General features: G+C 50.3%; 17 protein-coding genes and 2 pseudogenes. 9 read left to right on the top strand and 10 right to left on the bottom strand.

What is annotated here, in order from left to right:
• Positions 1–113: 113 nt before the first annotated feature.
• Together K7P76_RS32350 and K7P76_RS32345 are read right to left on the bottom strand one after the other, a co-directional pair.
• On the bottom strand, positions 114–1,310 hold the full coding sequence (locus K7P76_RS32350) for a threonine synthase (RefSeq protein ID WP_232190225.1): 1,197 nt from the start codon (positions 1,308–1,310) through the stop codon (positions 114–116).
• Between the two features lie 42 nt (positions 1,311–1,352).
• Positions 1,353–1,952 (bottom strand): 4-hydroxybenzoate synthetase, encoded by a 600-nt coding sequence (locus K7P76_RS32345; protein WP_232190224.1) that lies wholly within the window; start codon positions 1,950–1,952, stop codon positions 1,353–1,355.
• 280 nt (positions 1,953–2,232) lie between these two features.
• Between K7P76_RS32345 and K7P76_RS32340 the strand changes: the two genes are divergently transcribed.
• Positions 2,233–2,454, top strand: a complete 222-nt coding sequence (locus tag K7P76_RS32340; RefSeq protein WP_232190223.1) for a hypothetical protein — start codon at positions 2,233–2,235, stop codon at positions 2,452–2,454.
• 73 nt (positions 2,455–2,527) lie between these two features.
• Here K7P76_RS32340 and K7P76_RS32335 read toward each other — a convergent pair.
• Positions 2,528–2,686: pseudogene (locus K7P76_RS32335) on the bottom strand (nucleoid-structuring protein H-NS); the annotation flags it as partial.
• A gap of 237 nt (positions 2,687–2,923) precedes the next feature.
• On the opposite strand from K7P76_RS32335, the gene K7P76_RS32330 reads away from it, so the two are divergent.
• Positions 2,924–3,133, top strand: coding sequence for a hypothetical protein (locus K7P76_RS32330; protein WP_232190222.1), 210 nt, complete (start codon positions 2,924–2,926; stop codon positions 3,131–3,133).
• An 84-nt stretch (positions 3,134–3,217) separates the two neighbouring features.
• Here the strand turns inward: K7P76_RS32330 and K7P76_RS32325 are convergent, their stop codons facing one another.
• Positions 3,218–4,300 (bottom strand): RNA-guided endonuclease InsQ/TnpB family protein, encoded by a 1,083-nt coding sequence (locus K7P76_RS32325; RefSeq protein ID WP_232190221.1) that lies wholly within the window; start codon positions 4,298–4,300, stop codon positions 3,218–3,220.
• A gap of 242 nt (positions 4,301–4,542) precedes the next feature.
• Between K7P76_RS32325 and K7P76_RS32320 the strand changes: the two genes are divergently transcribed.
• Positions 4,543–4,911 (top strand): hypothetical protein, encoded by a 369-nt coding sequence (locus K7P76_RS32320; RefSeq protein WP_232190220.1) that lies wholly within the window; start codon positions 4,543–4,545, stop codon positions 4,909–4,911.
• Positions 4,912–5,019: 108 nt separating this feature from the next.
• Here the strand turns inward: K7P76_RS32320 and K7P76_RS32315 are convergent, their stop codons facing one another.
• The 5 genes and pseudogenes from K7P76_RS32315 to K7P76_RS32300 all read right to left on the bottom strand — a co-directional run bounded on the left by K7P76_RS32315 (position 5,020) and on the right by K7P76_RS32300 (position 11,686).
• Entirely contained in the window at positions 5,020–6,774 is a 1,755-nt protein-coding gene (locus K7P76_RS32315; RefSeq protein WP_232190219.1) for an AMP-binding protein, read from the bottom strand.
• Between the two features lie 31 nt (positions 6,775–6,805).
• Positions 6,806–8,311, bottom strand: coding sequence for a class I adenylate-forming enzyme family protein (locus K7P76_RS32310; protein ID WP_232190218.1), 1,506 nt, complete (start codon positions 8,309–8,311; stop codon positions 6,806–6,808).
• 69 nt (positions 8,312–8,380) lie between these two features.
• On the bottom strand, positions 8,381–9,727 hold the full coding sequence (locus tag K7P76_RS32305) for a phenylacetate--CoA ligase family protein (RefSeq protein WP_232190217.1): 1,347 nt from the start codon (positions 9,725–9,727) through the stop codon (positions 8,381–8,383).
• A gap of 83 nt (positions 9,728–9,810) precedes the next feature.
• Positions 9,811–9,969 (bottom strand): annotated as a pseudogene (locus K7P76_RS33570) (UDP-N-acetyl-D-glucosamine dehydrogenase); the annotation flags it as partial.
• A gap of 514 nt (positions 9,970–10,483) precedes the next feature.
• On the bottom strand, positions 10,484–11,686 hold the full coding sequence (locus tag K7P76_RS32300; protein ID WP_232190216.1) for a cytochrome P450: 1,203 nt from the start codon (positions 11,684–11,686) through the stop codon (positions 10,484–10,486).
• 324 nt (positions 11,687–12,010) lie between these two features.
• On the opposite strand from K7P76_RS32300, the gene K7P76_RS32295 reads away from it, so the two are divergent.
• From K7P76_RS32295 to K7P76_RS32275, 5 genes are read left to right on the top strand one after another with little or no spacing between them, the layout of a single operon-like run.
• On the top strand, positions 12,011–13,294 hold the full coding sequence (locus K7P76_RS32295; RefSeq protein WP_232190215.1) for a glycosyltransferase family 4 protein: 1,284 nt from the start codon (positions 12,011–12,013) through the stop codon (positions 13,292–13,294).
• On the top strand, positions 13,248–13,745 hold the full coding sequence (locus K7P76_RS32290; RefSeq protein WP_232190214.1) for a hypothetical protein: 498 nt from the start codon (positions 13,248–13,250) through the stop codon (positions 13,743–13,745). Before K7P76_RS32295 ends, K7P76_RS32290 begins: the two co-directional genes overlap by 47 nt.
• A complete protein-coding gene (locus tag K7P76_RS32285) occupies positions 13,742–14,674 on the top strand; it encodes an NAD-dependent epimerase/dehydratase family protein (protein WP_232190213.1) in 933 nt (310 codons plus the stop codon). Before K7P76_RS32290 ends, K7P76_RS32285 begins: the two co-directional genes overlap by 4 nt.
• A 6-nt stretch (positions 14,675–14,680) precedes the next feature.
• On the top strand, positions 14,681–15,322 hold the full coding sequence (locus tag K7P76_RS32280; protein ID WP_232190212.1) for a DUF1796 family putative cysteine peptidase: 642 nt from the start codon (positions 14,681–14,683) through the stop codon (positions 15,320–15,322).
• Positions 15,323–15,336: 14 nt separating this feature from the next.
• Positions 15,337–16,326 carry an SDR family NAD(P)-dependent oxidoreductase gene (locus tag K7P76_RS32275; protein ID WP_232190211.1) on the top strand — a complete coding sequence of 330 codons (990 nt, stop codon included), beginning with the start codon at positions 15,337–15,339 and terminating at the stop codon, positions 16,324–16,326.
• A gap of 2 nt (positions 16,327–16,328) precedes the next feature.
• Here K7P76_RS32275 and K7P76_RS32270 read toward each other — a convergent pair whose 3' ends face one another.
• Positions 16,329–17,828, bottom strand: coding sequence for a glycosyltransferase family 4 protein (locus K7P76_RS32270; RefSeq protein WP_232190227.1), 1,500 nt, complete (start codon positions 17,826–17,828; stop codon positions 16,329–16,331).
• A 326-nt stretch (positions 17,829–18,154) separates the two neighbouring features.
• On the opposite strand from K7P76_RS32270, the gene K7P76_RS32265 reads away from it, so the two are divergent.
• Positions 18,155–19,243 carry an aminoglycoside phosphotransferase family protein gene (locus K7P76_RS32265; protein ID WP_232190210.1) on the top strand — a complete coding sequence of 363 codons (1,089 nt, stop codon included), beginning with the start codon at positions 18,155–18,157 and terminating at the stop codon, positions 19,241–19,243.
• Positions 19,244–19,295: the final 52 nt, after the last annotated feature.

The raw sequence follows: 19,295 nt of genomic DNA, 5'->3' as shown, positions 1-19,295 counted from the left end.
GCAAACCTATGCGCCTTGAACATAAATAAAAACAAAAGCGCCTTCAAGAGAAGACGCTTGACCAACAGATATAATTTACATACAATCCGTCCCGGGATCATTAAAACCAACGCTTAAGAAGTATGATAGAAAAGCTCCTTCAAATTCGCGAGTAAAGGAACGCTCTCTAATCCCAGACTTTTTCCGTACTTAAGCCCGTGACATGTATTGAAAAGCACCACGCTATCATCCCGCCGGATCCACCCTTCCTCACAAAGCTTCAGAAGTCCCGCCCACGTTGCGGCTCCTTCCGGAGAGGAGGAAACACCCCTATAACCTAAATAACGCTGTGCTCCGTCTATTTCAACTTGATTGACGGCTACAGCCTTTCCCCCGGTTTCTTTCAAGATGTGCAAAAGAAGGTCAATATCCGGCGGTCGGGGAACACGCATACCTGTAGCAGCCGGAGCATCCAGAACGGTTGCATGATTGCCCATGGCGGAAACCAGGGGAGAACACCCTGCATCCTGAACGCTCACCATCCGCGGCAACGGATCGGCTATCATTCCCATTTGCTTCAGTTCATGAAATGCTTTCCACATCCCGATAAGCCCTGAACCGCCGCCTGTTGGATAAATAATTACGCTAGGCAGCTTCCAACCTAATTGCTCGGCAAGTTCAAACCCCATTGTTTTTTTACCTTCGACTCTACCGGGCTCCTTCAGCGTCGCAACGGTGGACCACCCAAACAAATGTTTTCCGGCTTCTACCCACTGGCCTGCATCCTGAATCAGTCCTTGTACGCGGAATGTACGTGCGCCATAGGACAAGCACTCTTGCACGATCAACGGGGGGCAATCTTCAGGCAAGAAAACGATGGCTTCGATGCCTGCACATCCAGCATAAGCGGCCAAGGCGCTCGCAGCGTTCCCGTTGGATGAAACGGCTGCATACCGCGCCTTACGTTCCTTAAGTAGGGAAACGGCAACGGACATTCCCCTCGCCTTAAAACTGCCGGTCGGATTCAATTCCTCTCTTTTGATCCATACATGATCGACGGGCAGGCCAATCCCTTGAATATTCATGTAAGAAAGAGGTGTCCATCCTTCTCCTAACGAGACAACGTCTTCAGGCGAAGAAACCGGCAAGAGTTCCTTGTAACGCCACATGGAAGATGGGCGGCTTTGAATGGCCTGCTTCGTCATTGTTTTTGCAGCAAGCTCCATATCGTATTGCACAAGAAGGGAACCCCCGCATGCGCATGTAACGTGATCATAGGAAAAGGCTTGATTGTTGCCGCATTTGGTGCAAGCCATACCTATACGTGTCATGGAATACCTCCTGTGCATAAGGCCGGTCTGTAGTTCCGCAGTCTACTGCTGCTTTCCGGCGATCGTTTCGTTACGTACTTGCTTTAACCGGAGGTGAACCATGTTCGGATTAAAATATTCGAGTAAATAGATGCCTGGATGCGAGCCAAAATCTATCGAGTATTTTTTGTACGGTACCCTGCTTTTAGTCGGAGAAAAACGGAGCTTCAGCGGTTGTTGAAATAAGTCGACGGTTTCCGTATCGTTTCTCCATCCAGAATCGATCAATTTGCGCGAGGTTTGCAGCCCAAATGTGCTAATGGTCTTCCCAATTCCCTCTTTTTTGGCGGCAATCGCTTCAAACATGAGGGACGGTAAGTATTTCGAACATACAAGCGCAATATTGTGGGATACGACAAGATGACTCTTTGCGCCTACCAGAATAGATTCTCTCACATAATAAGGAGCGTCTAAACTTTCGCCAAGATGAGTGGATTGTTCTTCATTTATTTGTTCCTGCCGAACGACTTGAAGAGACATTGTTTCGTCCATCAAGGTTTCGAGAATATCGGTTGTCCGTCCATCCGTTATCAGCAATATTTTAAATAACAGCACGTGCAAGAAGTCGAACCCTGAGCCGATGTCCTTGATTTCCTTTGTCACTCGATCCCCTCCGTAGAAGCAAATCCGGATGCTCGAGTTATGATATGAATTGAAACTATCGGACAGCAACAGCATACACCCATTAGTCACAAACAAAGAAAAAAATAAACTTTCGCCGGGCATAGCGGTTCGCGATGATAGAGCTGCAGATGTAGGTATTCAGTGGATTTCTAGTAAACCCATAACATTTTATTTTGATAAGCATATATTAAAAAGGAATGCTTCCCTGCGGGTAAGTTGCACAGCGGTCGGAGGCTCCGAGATTTGAGGAGGTGATACAATGGGTGATGTAAAACATACGACGGATAACGAAAAGCAGTCCGAGAAGGATGCCCAGAAGGCGGCCAAGAAAGCGGAGAAGGAGGCCGAGAAGGCCGGGAAGGCTGCCCAAAAGGAGAACAGGAAGGCTGAGAAGACCGTCGAGAATGCAGCCAAAAAGGCCGAGAAGGCTACCAAAGAGACCGAGAAGAAGGGTAAGAAAGCCAAAGGCAAATCGGCCTAGCCGATGACTCCCCTGTCTTTCAATTTCGCTAAAAGATGACTTTTGGTATTATCAAAAGTCATCTTTTTTTGCCCACGATAAATACAACGTCTACGACTACGACGCTGCGCGAAATCATTTCGAACGCTTCGACGAGCTGGTTCTCCTTGACGTTGGAAAGCGCCATAATGTTCAGCGTCGTTTCGTAGCCGCGGTCATGGAACAGCCGAACCAGTTCAAGCGCTTCATCGAGGTGTACCTCCATGCCGTTTAGGTATTTTCCTTGTTCATGTTACTACAAGGCATGTGTTTTTGACATAAACAGGAGCGGAACTTCGGTCCAAACCGGTACATTGTGCCACAACCCATATAAACGTTTATCGCATTGTGCCGTTTCACCTCTATCAGTTCGTTACAGATGCCTAACACTTCAAATGGCTGTTCACCATACGATAGGAAATGCAATCGAATTTTCGGGAGGTGACGCAGCTTGACGCTAAAAGAAAAGATGAACATGAAGAAGAAAGCGACGAGCAAAACAGAAACGTTATTATTCGTACTTGGTATTTCTTACAAACGACGGACCCGAAATACCCCAATCACATCGAACAGAAGATGGGAACGGCAAACGAAGAGTGAATGCTCCCACCGCCTGCAGAGGCGGGGGCTTCTCGCTTCAACGATCGCTGCCTTTCCGTAAGAGAAAGGTCTTACATGATCTCCACAAGCGTTCGATGCTGCTCGCATCCCGTTCGGGGCAAACCCTCCCTACGGTTTTCGGTCATCATGCCGCTATTTTCAAGGCACGCTGCAATATGATCTTGGCCGAGACGACGTCCCGGTCTTGAATCAGTCCGCATACTTTACAGTTGTGGATCCGGATGGCCAACGTTTTCGGCACATCCGCGCCGCATACACAGGTCTGCGATGTGCCGTGGGCTGGTACTTGGACGAGTCGCTTTCCCTGTCGCTTGGCTTTATAGGATAAGTACGTGATGAACTGTCTCCATCCGGCATCGGAGATGCTTTTGGCCAGGCGGCGGTTTCGCACCATGTTCCTGACCTTCAATTGCTCCACCGCGATCAGATCATGGTCGCGTACAATACGGCATGATTGTTTGTGCAGAAAATCTTTCCGCTGGCGGGCGACTTTTTGATGGGTTTTGGCGACCTTGCGCCTCGCCTTCTGCCGGTTGCGGGAACCTCGTTGTTTGCGGGATAGCCGCCGCTGTTCACGTTTGAGCCGCTTTTCCGCTTTACGCAAATACCGCGGGTTGTCCACCTTCGTCTCATCGGACAGCGCCGCAAACGAACTCAGCCCGACGTCAATGCCGACGGTGGATTCTACCGCTGCCCCAGCTTCTACATCCGGTGCTTTCACGCTGATATTGACCATCCAATGATCCGCATATCGCTTTACATTGATTTGCGTCACGCCCGCTTGATCGAACGGGCGGTGCGCATTCATTTTGACCACACCGATTTTGGGAAGATAGATAGATCCCGCTTTGGCAAATGTCCGCAGTACTGCACCCGGCTGCGGGTATGTAAAGGAGACGTACCGATCCGCCGACTTGTAATGGGGATAGCCGGCTTCACCGCGGAAGAAACGCTGATAAGCATCGTCCAAACGGCGCAGGCAATCCTGCAACACTTGCGAATGAACTTCCTTGTAGGCGGGAAACTGCTGCTTAAGGGCAGGCAATTCATTTTGCTGCATGGCGTAGGTGATTGTTTTGCCTTCTTGCTTGTAGTCGGTTTCGCGTTGTTCCTTTGCGCTATTGTACAACTTTCGACACAAATCAAGCGTTATACCCAGTTGTTTTTCCTGCTCGGGAGTCGGATAAAGGCGAAACTGAAAAGTCATTTGCACAAAGCCTCACCACCTAATAGGAACGTACATTCCCATTATACTACAAAAACATCCGTCAATACATCCTTCACCAAATTTAAATGACGGAACAGACAAGAGCATTTAGGCTTCGCCTAACCGAAATTCATCCCCTCCCTGCAGAGGAAAGGGGACTTCTTTCGGAAAGATGTTAAAGCACCGGCTCGTACCCGCCTAATGCCTGATATACCCCTCAACATTGGGAGGAGGTGAAGCGCATGGGGTATAAAAAAGAGTTTTCCAGACTTGCGGGGTTTATGGTGCAGGAGTTCGCAACCTTATCCGAAAAATTCGCAGTAGCCGTTAAAGAAGGCGCTAATCGTTCCAGCGAAAAAATACTAGAAGCGGTAGATGAATTCGTAGAACCTTCCTCTGTTCTTGTCGAGAAATTGTCGACTGCCGTAAAGGAGGGTGAGAATAAACGAATCCTGGAGGCTGTGAAGGGATTGATTCAACCTTCCTCCGCATTGGTCCATAAATTTACAGATGCCGTAAAAGACGGGGCGAATTTCGTTGGAGGCAAAATGATGACGACGGTAGATGATTTCGTTCACCTGATCAAGACATATAAAGCATCTAAAGAATGACGCATGGCAAAGCATTGAACGCCCTAAACCGGTCACCGGCTTAGGGCCTTTTACTTGCTAGCGGAAAGTATAGGATTCAATAGCCGAATATCAAGCCGCTTTGAAAGTCTAAGAAACCTGCTCCATTAAATCTTTTGCCTGTTCATGCTTCGGCTCACGAGCCAATGCTTCCTTCAATGCAGCCTTAGCCTTTTCCGGCTCCCCCATCTTGATAAGACACTCGCCAAGCGATGCCCATATATCAGCTTCGTCCATCCCTCGTTCTATGCAATATTGAAATTCCTTCGCGGCCGCAGCCGGATCCCCTCCAAGCGTTTCGGGCGTGTTTAATAGTCTTGCTCCGTTGATTCTTCTTGCGAAAGGATGCGTCGAATCGATTGCAAGAGCCGCCGTGATCTCGTTTTCCAGAAACGGAAGCAGTCTCATCTTCTCCAGCATGATACCCGCTTCAATCAAGCGGCCATATGCCGCAGCGAGCCAAGCATGCGCATCCGCGCTGTTGGCATCTAAAGCCACTGCTTTCTCAAACAATGCCCGGGCTTCATGAAAATCGCGGCCTGCCAGCTTTCGGCGTCCCTGGTCAAGCAAATCACGCACCGGGTCGACGAAAGCAATTCCGGAAATGTGGAGTCCTAGCTTTTGGATATAAACCGGCTTCTTCGAAGGGGTATTGCGTACAAGCTCGCCGCGGTCCAACAGCACGCCATCGTCAGCGAACTCTACGGTAACGGGCACGCCCAATAGATTTGTCAAATGAACCCGAACATTCTCTTCCGACCACTCCGAAGATCGATGAGAATCCAGAATAAAGTGAAGTCCGTTCTCTTGCTCCATGACCTTCCAAGCATCCGGCGCGGGAGATAATGAGTATACTGCATCTTGAATATCCTTACTGTCCAATACCAACGCTCCGAATGAGATCCGTTCCTTGCGCCGGCCGAAATGAACCAGACTGCCTCCGCTGCGGCCGCAATTACATTGGCAGGGTTCGATGGTGATAATGTCCTCGTTAAAATAGCGAAGCAACGGGGATGCTTGATGAGACAGCGTCGTCACCGATGCGAATCCCCTTTTCCCTTGGGCCGCGGGTACGGAACCATTTTCGTTCAACACTTCAACCACGTAATCTTGTTCCACGATGTGCATGACACCATACTCGCACATCGCAGCGATATTACCGGTTTCGGTGGAACCGTATAGGTTGAATACCGGGACGCCCCATAACTTCTCGATATGTTTCCGACGAGGCTCGCTCATCAATTCACCGGCAGCGCAAATCGACCGCAAAGCGGGAAAATCCGATTTCGCATCCGATCCAAGCAGCCTTGCCGTCTCGGCTAACAGTTCCATCTCCCGGGGAAGCCCCGCCATAACGGTGACGTCAAGGCGCCTCATAAGCTCTAGCACCCGGGGGTAAGGCGTAACCGGTGTACGGCTGCTGGCCGGAACGGTAGTTGAGCCGGCTTGCCTTGAAGCATGCTGCATTAGGAACGCGGGAAGCGACATCGCATAAGGGAACCGAATCAGTACGATGTCGTCAGGGGTTAATCGTACTCCGCAGTCTCTCATCTGCCTTCCGCCGGTTTCCAAGTCTTCCTTGGTATACCAAGAAGCGGAGGGCTCTCCCGTCGTTCCGAACGATTCGTGGTATTGCGCCACTTCCTTCATATCGACGGCTAGATGGCCGAAGGCGCCGGCCATTCGAAGATCCTCTTTCGAAGTTAAGGGTAGCGACAGCATCTGGTCCAATCGGATGCTTTCCATGTCGTACCCCGCCAATTTTTCTTTATACAGAGGTGATTTCGAGATACGCAGAAGCAAATCACGAAATCTCAGATCCCGCTCCATATGGGTCTCAGACATTCAGGATACGCTCCTCTCAATATGCACGGCGTCAGCCGCTTTCGTTAGTCCGTACCAACCTTTGCGCCAACTGACGGCGGTCGGCCTTACCCGCGGCATTCAGCGGAATTTCCTTAACAAACCAAACCCAAGCTGGGACTTTATAGCGAGCGAGACGACTTTCACAGAACGCAAGGATTTCACGCCTCTTCTTCGCTTCCGATTCTGCATTCAACGGTTCGCTTAAACGGATAAAAGCGATCGGTTCCTGCATTCGTTCGGGATGATGGATGCCAATGACAACGGCATCCTCGACTCCGCGCGCTTCCCGAAGCACGTTCTCCACTTCTACGGGGAATATCCGAAATCCGCTGCGCTTGATCATATCGTGCTTGCGACCGCACAAGTACAAATAACCTTGTTCGTCGAGGAAGCCCATATCCCCGGTCCTGACAAAATCGCCTACGCACGTTTCGCTTGTCGCCGCCGGATCGCCATAATACTCCCTCATCCGGTAACGCGTCTTGACCCATACTTCTCCGACCTCTCCGGCGGGCAGTTCCCTGTCATTCTCGTCCACAATCCTAATGGTAATGAAAAAGACGGGTCGCCCGCATGAACCGTCCTTACCGGCCCATTCGTGGTCATTGATCATCGTAATCGCCCCTGCCTCGCTGGTACCGTATAAATCGGTGACCTGCAGGTGCGCCGGCAGACCCTTTATTCTCGATTTCAATGCGCTCGTTAACGGCTCGCCGATCGTCATGATATGCTTCACCGATGACGGAAACTTGGCTCCGATACTTTCCAGATCATCCAACCATCTCATGAAGTCGCTAGGACCTAAATTAATGAAAAAAATGTTATGCCGTTCAATCAATTCCATCCATTTAGCGGGATTGGATTGCCTGGCTACGACTACCGTATTGCCCTCTTGAAGAATGTTGCACGCTGTTGTCATGCTTCCGCGGAAAGTGAGCGGTTTTATCAACAAATGATGACGCGGTTCAATTACGTGACTGTTTGCCGGCAGCCTTAAATTAAAGACGGATTTGTTGACGAAAATTCCTTTCGGTGTTCCAGTCGTTCCCGATGTGAAGAACACGATGTCAGTACCTAGCCCGGTCAATGGCGCTCTGGTATTCGGATACTTGGAGACGTCAACCTCTTCTACACACCAAACCCAGAAAGGACCCTCCTTATGAAGTGCCAGCTCCCTCATGAATGAACGAGTCGTAATCAACAATCGTGCATTCGTGGAAGCCGCCAAATCGATAATGTCTTTGGCCGAATAATAGGCAACATTGGAATTCATGAAATACGGCACGACATCCGCCCGTATAGTTGCGACCAACACTTCGATAAACTCGACGCGGTTGGGAAGCATCAGCAGAACCCCATCGCCCGGCGTAACCCCAGCCTCTTGAAAAGCGCCAACCCAACGGTTGGCGCGTTCGTTCAGAACTCCATACGAAAGGGTTACATATTCATCTATAACTGCGGCTCGCTCCGGATCCTTTGCAGCCCATCGGGCTACCGAGGTTGAAACTTCATCCATAACGGAACTCCTCCCCAATTAGCAGCATGAAGTTCCCAATCTTGGCCGGTGAGCCTGCGGGAGGTTTCGTCATTGCATGTAAATGCGGGTGGCTTTGCCGAAAGTACGGGGCAAAGAGCGCTTAATTTCAACATTGCAATCGATTCCTATGTGATCTAACATATGCTTGTGAATTTTGGCCGCCAATTGCTCATCTGTTAATGCCGTACGAAACGGCTCAGCTTCGATCGTCAAGCGTTCATTATCCACAATGAAGTGATACCATAAGCTCACTTCGGGAATTTCCATCAGAAAATGCTCCAGGAAAAACGGCGAGTATTCGTTGCCATCCAGGGTTAACATATTTTCCATTCTTCCTCGAAGGTGCAATACGTCCATTGTAATTCCACACCTGCACTTCGATTTTTGCAAATAACCGACGTCTCCGCTCCGGTAACGCACCATCGGCATTCCTTCGCGCAGAAGGGTCGTTACGGTGATTTCGCCGGTATCATTATATTTGAGCGGTTCGCCTGTTTGGGAATTGATAATTTCCACTTTCACATGTCCATCCATGACGTGATAACCTTTATGCTCCTTGCACTCGACGGCTATTACGCCGCACTCTGTCGATCCGTAAAAGAACGATACTTCGCATCCCCACCATTTTTCCAACCGATTGCGAAAGGTGTTGGAACACCCTTCCCCGGTAAGCAGTATTCTCCGCAGAGGAATATCACGGCCAAGCTCAATGCCGAAGCGCTCGCTTTCTTCCGCCAACAGCGCAGCATATGAAGGCGTAGTGACAAGCACAGTCGCTTGAAATTCCTTCATGAGCTCCAGCGATTTATCGATCGGTGCCATGTATCCGCCTTTGCCGAGCGATAGAATCGCGGTTCCGAAAGCGAATTGGAATAATCGTTGAAAACCGAGACCGGGGAGCGCGAACTCGTATGGAAGGGCGATCGCAGTTATATCGCTGTCCGACTCCGGAAATAACTCCAAATATTTGGGCAATAAATCGTAAACGTACTGGTCGGCCAGCGTGTACGACGTATAAATCGGCTTACCGGATGTTCCGCTTGTGAGGTGAACCTGGCCGATCTCCTTCGGTTCGACGCATAGCAGCTTCAATTTGTCGCCGCGAATGACTTCTTTATTTAACTGCGGGACGGAAGCCAACTGCGAGAGATTATCGATCGAAGGCTGCTTGAATCCAGCTTCTTCCAGCGCTTGCCGATAAAATGCGTTATGGTTCCAGATATGCTCTAGCGTCACGTTTATTGCTTTCAGTTGATATTGTTCGCGCAACTCGCGCGGAAGCTTTTCGATTGTTTTTCCTTCTTCGTCCAATTGATCGAAGAACGTTCTTAATTGCTCCAAATGCGATGTATGCTCGTCGATCGACACCGTCATCTTGTGAGACTGGGTTCTCATGCATATCCTCCTCTTCATTCTAATACGCAATAACTAATGAGTCCCCCCGCCCAAAATGCGCAAGCGTGAAACCCGTAAGGCTAGGTATCGGCTGCTTCGATGACTTCCCACACATCGATGTTCAGACTGTCGCTCAACTACGCGAATTCATTCATAAACGAGATATTTACAAGCCGATAGGTGTTTTCCAAAAGCTTGGACAGTTCCACAACTTCGGGAGAAGTGATCGAGATCATAGATGTGTTTGTATGAGCAGGATCCGTGTTGCTAAGGCTCATCCTAATCCCTTTTCACCAAATGATCTTCTACACAATATGGGAGTTTTCTCTTTTTGGTCAGGGTAAAATAATCGATTAAGGAAATTAGGCAGAAGCGGGTTTAACGTCTGTATGGACTACATCCCATATTCATCCAGTCCGCGCGGCATGTAGTTAAAAGTGTCCAAATCTCAGAGATCAGCAAGAACTTACTATAAAAAGGGTGCAATTGTCCTCACGTATTACGGTATCAATCCAAACGACCACTCGGTATCTCCCTAATCAACATGGCTCGTTTCGCGGCATTCAGAGACCGTTTCCCGGTACTTCACTGGGGGCGGTCGTTAATTTTACTTCCTCCTCGTTTTTGGCAGCAAAAAAAGAAGGCTGAGGGCATACGGATCCCGTATACTCGTCATGCCTTCCTATCTGCTCCGCCGCGCCGATTTTCTCCGGCGGCGATATCAGGATTCGGACCAATGGTCTGAATCCTTTGACGTTATACGACCTCAGCACGGATATGAAGCGATTCATAACCGCGAAAAATGACAGATTGTTTCCTTTGGGGCTGACCGATAATTTCCGGTTTTTCCAAGCGTGTCACCAGCTTCCGGAGGGCAATCTCGCCTTCGAGCCTAGCCAGCGGAGCTCCCAGACAGTAATGCGGGCCTGATGCGAATGACAAATGCTTGCAATCGGAACGAACGATATTGAAATCCTCAGGCTGATTCATGACAGAGGGGTCACGGTTCGCGCCGGCAAGCGCGATCATGACGACCTGACCTTGCTGCATCGATTGACCGGCAAAGACGAGATCATCGCTCACGACCCGGTAGACCATCAGAATGGGCGGTTCATAGCGCAGCGTTTCTTCCACGGCAGCGGGAAACAAAGCAGCGTTACCGCGCAGCATATCGTACATGCTGGGATGATCAAGGAGCAGTTTATATCCGTTCGTAATCAGATTGCCCGTTGTTTCATACCCGGCGAACACAAGCAGCAGACAGGTGGCGACCATCTCTTCCGTATTTAACTGATCATACTTTTCTTTGGCCACAATTAGCCCGCTGATCAGGTCGTCCCGGGGATGCTCTCGTCTGGTTTCTATCAGCGTCTCGAAGTATCGTTTTGCATCCTCGATATCTCTGGTCATGCTCTCCAGTCTTTCCATAGACGGATTAAAATCGATAAATTGGAAGAACACGTTCGACCATTTCCGGAAGAAGCTCTGGTCTTCCTTCGGCACACCGAGCAGCTCAGCGATTACGAATGCCGGAAGCAGATGCGAAAAATCACGGATCAGTTCGTGCTGCGGCCTTGCGCGGCACTCATCCAGCAAATGGTCTGCAATGCTCTCGATGATGGAGCTCTGCTTCTGTACCATTCGCGGTGTGAACGCTTTGTTCACCAGATTGCGGAGTCTCGTGTGATCCGGCGCGTCGCGGAACAGCATCATATTACGCATGAGCCCGACTTCAGGCGGGCTGCTCTCCAAATGAACCGGCTGGTGACCGGACGTGTCGGCTTTCCTGACTTCGCGAATAAAGCGCGCGTCTTTCAGGAGCGCCTCCGCCTCTTTATAACCGGTCACCAGCCACATCGGTACGCCGAAAAATTCCTGCCACAGCACTGGGTGCCGCTGCCTGGCCTCCCTGAAGAAGGCATATGGATTATCGATGAACCTCGCTGCAAAACCAGACATATCAAGCCTCATCTCTTTACCGGAATAGTTAATACTATTTCTGTTGCATCCGATTCATTCCATCCCCGGCGACGTCCCATAAAGAAAACCTCAATTTATGACTAAATTTTGAATGGTCATTTTATTGTTTTCCCTTTTCTTCTATCAGATTAACTTTTTAAAAATCAAAGTCTCTTTATATCATGTCTCTTCCTTTTAAACGGAGACGCTTTCGTCTATGAAAATGTCTAGACTTTCGAAAATGGACGCAGTTTGCAAGATATGAATCTACACCAATTGGAGCCGCCTCTAATATTCTGTAAGAAAAAGGGAGATGAGGCTCGTATGAAAATCTTGCTGGCGACTTATTGGCCGGTCCCTCATGTTGGAGGCGTGTGGGGGTACATGACCCAACTGAAAGCAAAGCTAGAATCTCTCGGTCATGAAGTCGACATGCTCGGCAATGGCGATGACGAGGAGAAATCGTACGTCTATATTGTCAACGAAAATCGGAGACTGCCCAAGAACAAGCTGATGCCGCTACTTAACGCTAAGCTTAACTCAGGGGCTTATCCGGCGCTGCACGTGAACAAACTGGTCAATTACGCCGAGTTCCAACGTTACGTATACGAATTGTCGGCCGCGTACCTCGGTCTGGACAAATACGACGTCATTCATACCCAGGACGTCATCTCGACGGCCTGCATCAGCCGCGTTCGACCCAAGCATACCGCGATGGTCGCCACTCTTCACGGCTGCGTCGCCCATGAGATCCGGCTGCAGTTGAAGACGATTCACAAATCCGACACCGAGTACATGGCGCGTGCTTACTATGACGCTCTAGAGCACACGGGCGCCGTCTCCGCGGAAATTACGAACGTCGCCAATAAATGGCTAAGAGACATCCTCCCTTCGGAATTCAATGTTGACCCCCATCAAATTCGTGTCTTTCAATATGGGTTCGACTCCGAATCCTTCGAACGGAAAATGAAAGATGAGCTTCCGATCGTCAAGCCTAAGAACAAAAAAGTCATTATTTATACCGGTCGGCTCGTTGACGTCAAAGGAGTCAACTTCTTGATCGACGCGCTCGGCGAGTTGAAGAAGAAGCGTAACGATTGGGTGTGCTGGATTGTCGGGCACGGCATGAAAGAAGCGCCTCTCCGGGTGCAGGCGAAAGCGCTCGGACTAGGAGACGACGTCGTTTTTTGGGGCAAACAGGACGGTATCCCGTACATGCTCACTCTCGCAGATATATTCGTCATGCCAAGCCTTATCGACAATCAGCCTCTCTCTCTTATCGAAGCTCAGCACACCGGGTTAGCTTGCGTCGTGAGCGAAGCTGGCGGACTTCCCGAGATGGTGAAGCATTATAAAACGGGACTTCTCTTTCCCCCTGCCGATTCCGGAAAGCTAAGCCGTTACCTCCACAAACTGCTGGAGAACGAAGAATTGAGACGGGAACTCGGTAGAAATGCCAAATTCTGGGCAGCCTCCCATTGGAATCTGGATAAGATGGTGCGCCGAATGGTTTTCCTATACGAGGAAGCCATCGCCAAGAGGAAAGGAAGCGTGGACGAAGATGAATCGAGTGAAACCGTGGGTCAATTGGTTTTGGGTGTGGATTAACAAGCTCGTATCGGCGGGATTCGGATGGCTGATAACCAAGCTCAGTAAAAAACGTACGGAGCCTTCACCGGGGCCGGTTGAGCCCTCCGTTTCCGTAGAGGTGGAGGGCGACTCGTTCAACTCTTTATTCGCAGTCTCGGCGCCCGATTCCGGAGTAACCGTGGATGGACAAGTGTGGGGTCGGATTCAGTCTGCCCTGCCATCCGATTACGTGCTGCCCCATCCGGATACGATCAAAGTGTTTGAACCGATGTCCGCGGACCACTATGCTTCCCTGTTCGGCAACCGCAGCCCCGCTCCAGGCGTGTTTGTGGATCAGGAAGTATGGCAACGGATCGTAGCTTCCTTAAATCTAAGATACGTTATTCCGGATCCGGAGACGATTCGGTTGCTGAATAAGGAAACTGCTCATCCCGCCAAACCAAGAAAAGGCGAGGATGATGCGCAGTGAAAGCTTTGGTGACAGGCGGCGCCGGGTTCATCGGCTCTCACTTGGTCGAACGGCTGCTGACGGACGGCTATGCGGTTCATGTCATCGACGACATGTCTTCCGGATCGCACAGCTATGTCCACTCGGATGCTGCTCTTCATATCCTTGATATCCGAAGCGAGAAGTGCCGCCAACTGATCACCCTAGAGAAGCCCGACGTCGTCTTCCATTTAGCCGCGCAGGCCGATGTCCAACGCTCGTTGCAGGAGCCGGGGTTCGATGCAGACGTCAATATAGCAGGAACACTTAACGTTCTGGAAGCTTGCCGCGACGGCTCCGTAAGTAAATTCATCTTCGCTTCCACCTGCGCCGTATACGGCGCCATGGAGAAGGAACTGCTCACCGAGGAAGATCCGGCGGCTCCCATCAGTTACTACGGCATCTCCAAGCTTACGGCCGAATCCTATATCCGAACGTTTCATTCACTCTATGGTCTTCCGTACACCATTCTAAGATTTGGTAACGTGTACGGGCCCCGCCAAACCCCCAAGGGAGAAGGGGGCGTCGTCTCCGTCTTCACCAGCCGGATCTTCAATGGATCTCCTCTCCGCATTCATGGGGACGGTGCGCAGACGCGCGACTTCGTGCACGTAACGGATGTCGTGCGCGCCAACGCAGCGGCCGTAGGCCTTGGTCATCAAGAGACGATCCACGTGAGTACGGGAACGCGAACGTCCGTCAACGATTTGGTCCGTATTCTACTCCATCTGAGAGGTGTGCCTATCCCCGCCATTCACACTTCCGCGAAAATCGGCGACATCCGGAACAGCTGCCTGGACAATATGAAAGCTTTCCGATTGCTCCGATGGAAACCTCAAATCGAACTTTACGACGGCCTTCAACATTTGCTCCGCGAGTACGAGAACAACGAAAGCAACCCGAAGAGGTGATAGAGTATGAGACTTGACGATCTCAAAGGAGAGTATGACGCCACGTTTAGTTTAGGCGACCTATGCCTAAGCTCCTTGCAGCTTAAGAAAAATGGGCTTCGTCCATTCTCGGGCGTACTAGACTGGATGAGCTCCTCTAACTTGTCGGATGTGAACCTGCTCCTTCGCAACCGGTTCATCGGCTTTTTCGATTACGAGAACTTGACGGTGCTCGGGATGGCCTATGAAGATTTTATTTGCGTCAAAGACAATGGGTACAACCTCGTATCCAATCACGATTTCCGCCTCAATGACAATACGATTTCCAACCTGTCCGGATATAGCAAAGTCATGGAGAAATACAACCGGCGCATTGCACGCTTTCTTGACAAGGCGCAGACATGCAAGAAAATCCTGTATGTAAGAACGGAAGGTGATTTCGAGGACGTCGCGGCTCTTCAACAAGCGCTCTCCGGAATCGTCAAACACGATTTCCGAATTTTGCACGTTATTCACGACAACGTCGGAGGAATCGTGGAACTGAACTGGCCGCTCGAGAAAGTGTGCGCTGTAAAGCTGCCCAATGCGGAAATCTGGCTTGGCAACGACTCCCTCTGGACCGCCATGTTTGAAGGAATCCAACTGCGCGATTCCGACTCAGAAGAATGATAGGAGGGTTTAACTTGTTTCACAATACGAACGTATTGATCACCGGGGGCACCGGGTCATGGGGATACGAGTTAGTGCGTCAATTGCTCACTCACGAGCCGAGACGAATCATCGTATTTTCCCGCAATGAGAAAGCCCAGGTGGAAATGAACCGCGAGCTTAGCGACGGAAGAGTCGAATTCCGGATCGGGGACATTAGGGACAGCCAAGCGATCATGGAAGTATGCGAGAACATCGATTACGTGTTTCATTTGGCTGCACTGAAACACGTGACTATTTGCGAGGATCAGCCGAACGAAGCGCTGAAGACGAATGTTATCGGTACCCAGAACGTTATTGAAGCCGCAGTCGAGAACAACGTCAAGATGGTTATCAACGTCTCGACGGACAAAGCGGCGGATCCGAGCAACTTCTACGGGATGACGAAGGCAATCGGCGAGAAGCTGATGGTGTACGCCAACCTTCGCTATGCTCAAACACGGTTCATCTGTGTCCGCGGAGGCAACGTTCTGGGCTCTAACGGCAGCGTGCTGCAACTGTTCGTTCGACAGCTGCGAGAGAGGAAGCCGTTAGGCATCACCGACAAGAAGATGACCCGCTTCTTTATGACCGTGCAAGAAGCAACGGAATTGTTGCTCCAAGCCGCCGCCATAGGCGTCGGCGGGGAAACGTTCGTCATGGCCATGCCCGCCTGCCGGATCATGGATCTCGCTGAAATATTGCACGAAGAATTCGGCGAAGGGAGCCCGCTCGCCTGGAACGAGCTTGGCATCCGGCCGGGAGAGAAGCTGCACGAAATCTTGATGTCCGAATACGAGAGTGAGCATGCTTATTACTTCGATGACAAGTACATCGTTATCTTCCCGCCCATTGAGTTTCCCGATCTAAAGGGCCATTATGCCGGTTGTCCTTCCGCAGCCGTTCGAACTTACAGCTCTCACGAGCAGTTGATACCCAAAGAGGAAATTCGGAAAATGCTTGCTCGCGGAGGTTTTCTGTCCTAGGGTCAGCTCAACGTTATTGCTTTCGTCCCGAAATTCAAGAGAGTGCTTCTAAGGACGTACTTTCCTATGGGAATGGGACGAAAGGAATACGCACCGTCCATACCGACCGGACTCGTTTGCAGCACGACTCCCGAAGCGTCCAACAAATGAATGTAATGCGGCTTGTCTCGAAACTCGGAAACGAGCTCGGACAGGAGTTCGGGTGGGAGGACTCCCTTCAGCGAAACTTCTCGGATTGGAGAATCACTAATACCGATCAGATTCAGCAATGGCTCATCCAGTTGCCACAGGTTGTTCGGCAATCGCTCGATAGTGTCCGCCGCCCCCGCGGTGGTATTTTCGTAAATCCGTTTAATCCCTTGTATGTGATGATCGACACGCCAGCTCTGCTCCGCCTTCAATCTTCCGTACTCTCCGAGTCGTTGTCGCAACTCCTTGTCGTCGAGAAGTTCGCGCAGCTTAACGGCAAGAGCGGCGGAATTTCCCGGGGGGACGATCAATCCGTCCAGTCCATCCGTCACGATTTCGCGTACGCCGCCGACATCGGTCGCCACTACGGGCCTTACGGACCATTGCCCTTCCATTAAGACAAGAGGGAAGGTGTCGTGAAGGGACGGTAGGACGATAATATCGCTATTGTTCATTAAGTCTGGCATATCGCCACGTTTGCCAAGGAAGGCCACTACCGATTCGAGCCCTAACGCGACGGTCATTCTCAACAATTCATCCAATAGCGGGCCTTCCCCGGCCATAACGCAAACGAAGTCGTCCCTCTCCAGCCGAATCTCATGGAGAGCTTCAAGCAAATAGCTATGGCCTTTGATTGTTACGAGCCTTGCGGGACATAGCAGAATAAGAGGTTTCGACGTTACCGGCGGTACTGCTTGCCTATTCGAGAATCTGTCTTCGGATACAGCATATGGAATCTTATGAATTCGTTTCTGATTCACACCGATACCTATCAATTCATCCTTCAGCCAATCGCAGGCGACTATAACGGCATCCGCCGATTCCGCCCCTATGTATTCCTCTTTCTGAATAAACAATTGCTCTTGCAAGCTCCGGGTACCGTAATCGCCGGACAACACAGCTTCCCTGTATTTGCAATTGTGTATAGAGACGACCAACGGAATATGCGGAGGCTTAACCCTGGACAACGCTCGGGCTGTCATGAAATCATGGCAGTGAATGAGGTCGTAACCGGCTAAATCCATTTTCATCGAAGCTAACTCTATGCTATACCTCTCCATCTCGCGCCAATAGATCCACGAGGAATAGCTGGCGTCGTAACGGCTGCGGGCTCGTTCGATCGCTTCTTTTTTGACATCCATCTTATCGATCGACGCTTTGCCATCTATTTGCAGGAGCGTCCACCCCTTGTCGTGGGTGAATAGGTCCACGACATGCCCTTCCCGCTCCAGCTCCCAGCGTGTCAGCTCGATATAGATGGACGGGCCATTAGAGTGAGGGGCGTAGCGGTAGTAAGCAAACAAAATGTTCATCAAGCGGCTACCTCCATTACAGGAGCGATAAGTCTTACAGCATATGACTTCGTCCGCACAATGTTGCCACTTCGCGTTCCAAACATTTTTTAGTCTCCTATCGGCAAAAATAGTACTAATCACTTTAACAAAGTCCAAACTTTTCCTAGTGCTAGTTCATATACTGCTATTATTCGATGCAACATGAAGAGACCGCACGAACACGGTCTCTTTTCTCATTGAAATAGGATGGCGAATTGGCTTGTACAACCCAGCTTTGTTTATAAGCATCTGAAGAGGGGACAATCGGATTTTACTTTTGATAATGACTTGGAGGTGTTCCAGCAATGGCCCATCCACAGCTGGTACAACGATTGAACTCGATTGTGCTGCACTATGGTCTGCATACTAATAAAATCCATGTTTGCCGCTCCCTTTATAAAAAAAAAGCTGCATACCGTGCGTTTACCGATAAGGGCTCATTTTTGCTAAAACCCTATAAAGGCCAGCAAAGGCTCCTCAAACGGGTTTGTTCCCGGCTTGCATGGTTAAAAAAACACAATTTCGATAGTATGCCTCAGTGGCTTATAACGGTTAATGGAAAGTATTGGATTACAAAAAACGGACGGCTTTATTATGTAACGGAGTGGATAGACGGTACCCAATTGGGAGAAGGCGTGAAGGATTATGAAAGGCTGGGTGAAGTGCTGGCACGGCTTCATCTAATCTCTCGCCGGCGGTCGTCTGTCCGCCCTTCCTACTCGAAGATGGAAATCCATCGCTTTCGGAAGCGGCATCGGTCGTTTGCGCGCCATTTGCGGGCTATACAAAAGAAAAGGAACGGGAGCGGCAGGTGGTTTAGGGAGCGTGGAGATCAATGCCTTTCTATGGCCGAAGAGGCGTGGAACACCTTAAAGCAGCATGACGTTAAGCGGATATTACGGAAGGAAAAACCTTCGATCATCCATGGCGATGTAACAAGTCCGAATGTCATCGTGCATAAGGACGGTGTTTACTTAGTGGACTGGGAGCGCGCAAGACGCGGCTCGGCTTATTATGAAGTCGCCAAAACATTAAATAATGCTGCGGCTTTTTCGGTGCCATACATGAAGGCGCTCCTTGACGGTTACGAAAAACATTACCCGTTAATGCGGGAAGAACGTCTTATCATAGCCTCCCTGTGTCGTTTGCCGCGCGAAGCATGGATTGTCGCCGATCAAATTCGGTCAGGCATACACACGGACATGTTTAACGTGTTGAAGGAAACCTGGCCCAAGCGTATCGAAGCGATTCGTTGGTTGGATGAATGGGCAAGCCAGCAGCCGTATGCCCCGATTAATGATCCGCCTTCCATCCCGGAAGAGGAGGTGACCGGAATTGACGGTGGCCGATCACATGGAGGCAACCTTTCCTCTGGCGATCCGAAACATGACTAAAGTTCGTGATGTGTATCGGCAGCTGACGAACGTACAGAACGCATTTTTTTTA

This window comes from Cohnella silvisoli, from assembly GCF_021190915.1.
GTDB classification, from domain to species: Bacteria; Bacillota; Bacilli; order Paenibacillales; family Paenibacillaceae; genus Cohnella; species Cohnella silvisoli.
This window is presented reverse-complemented; position numbering and strand designations above follow the sequence as displayed.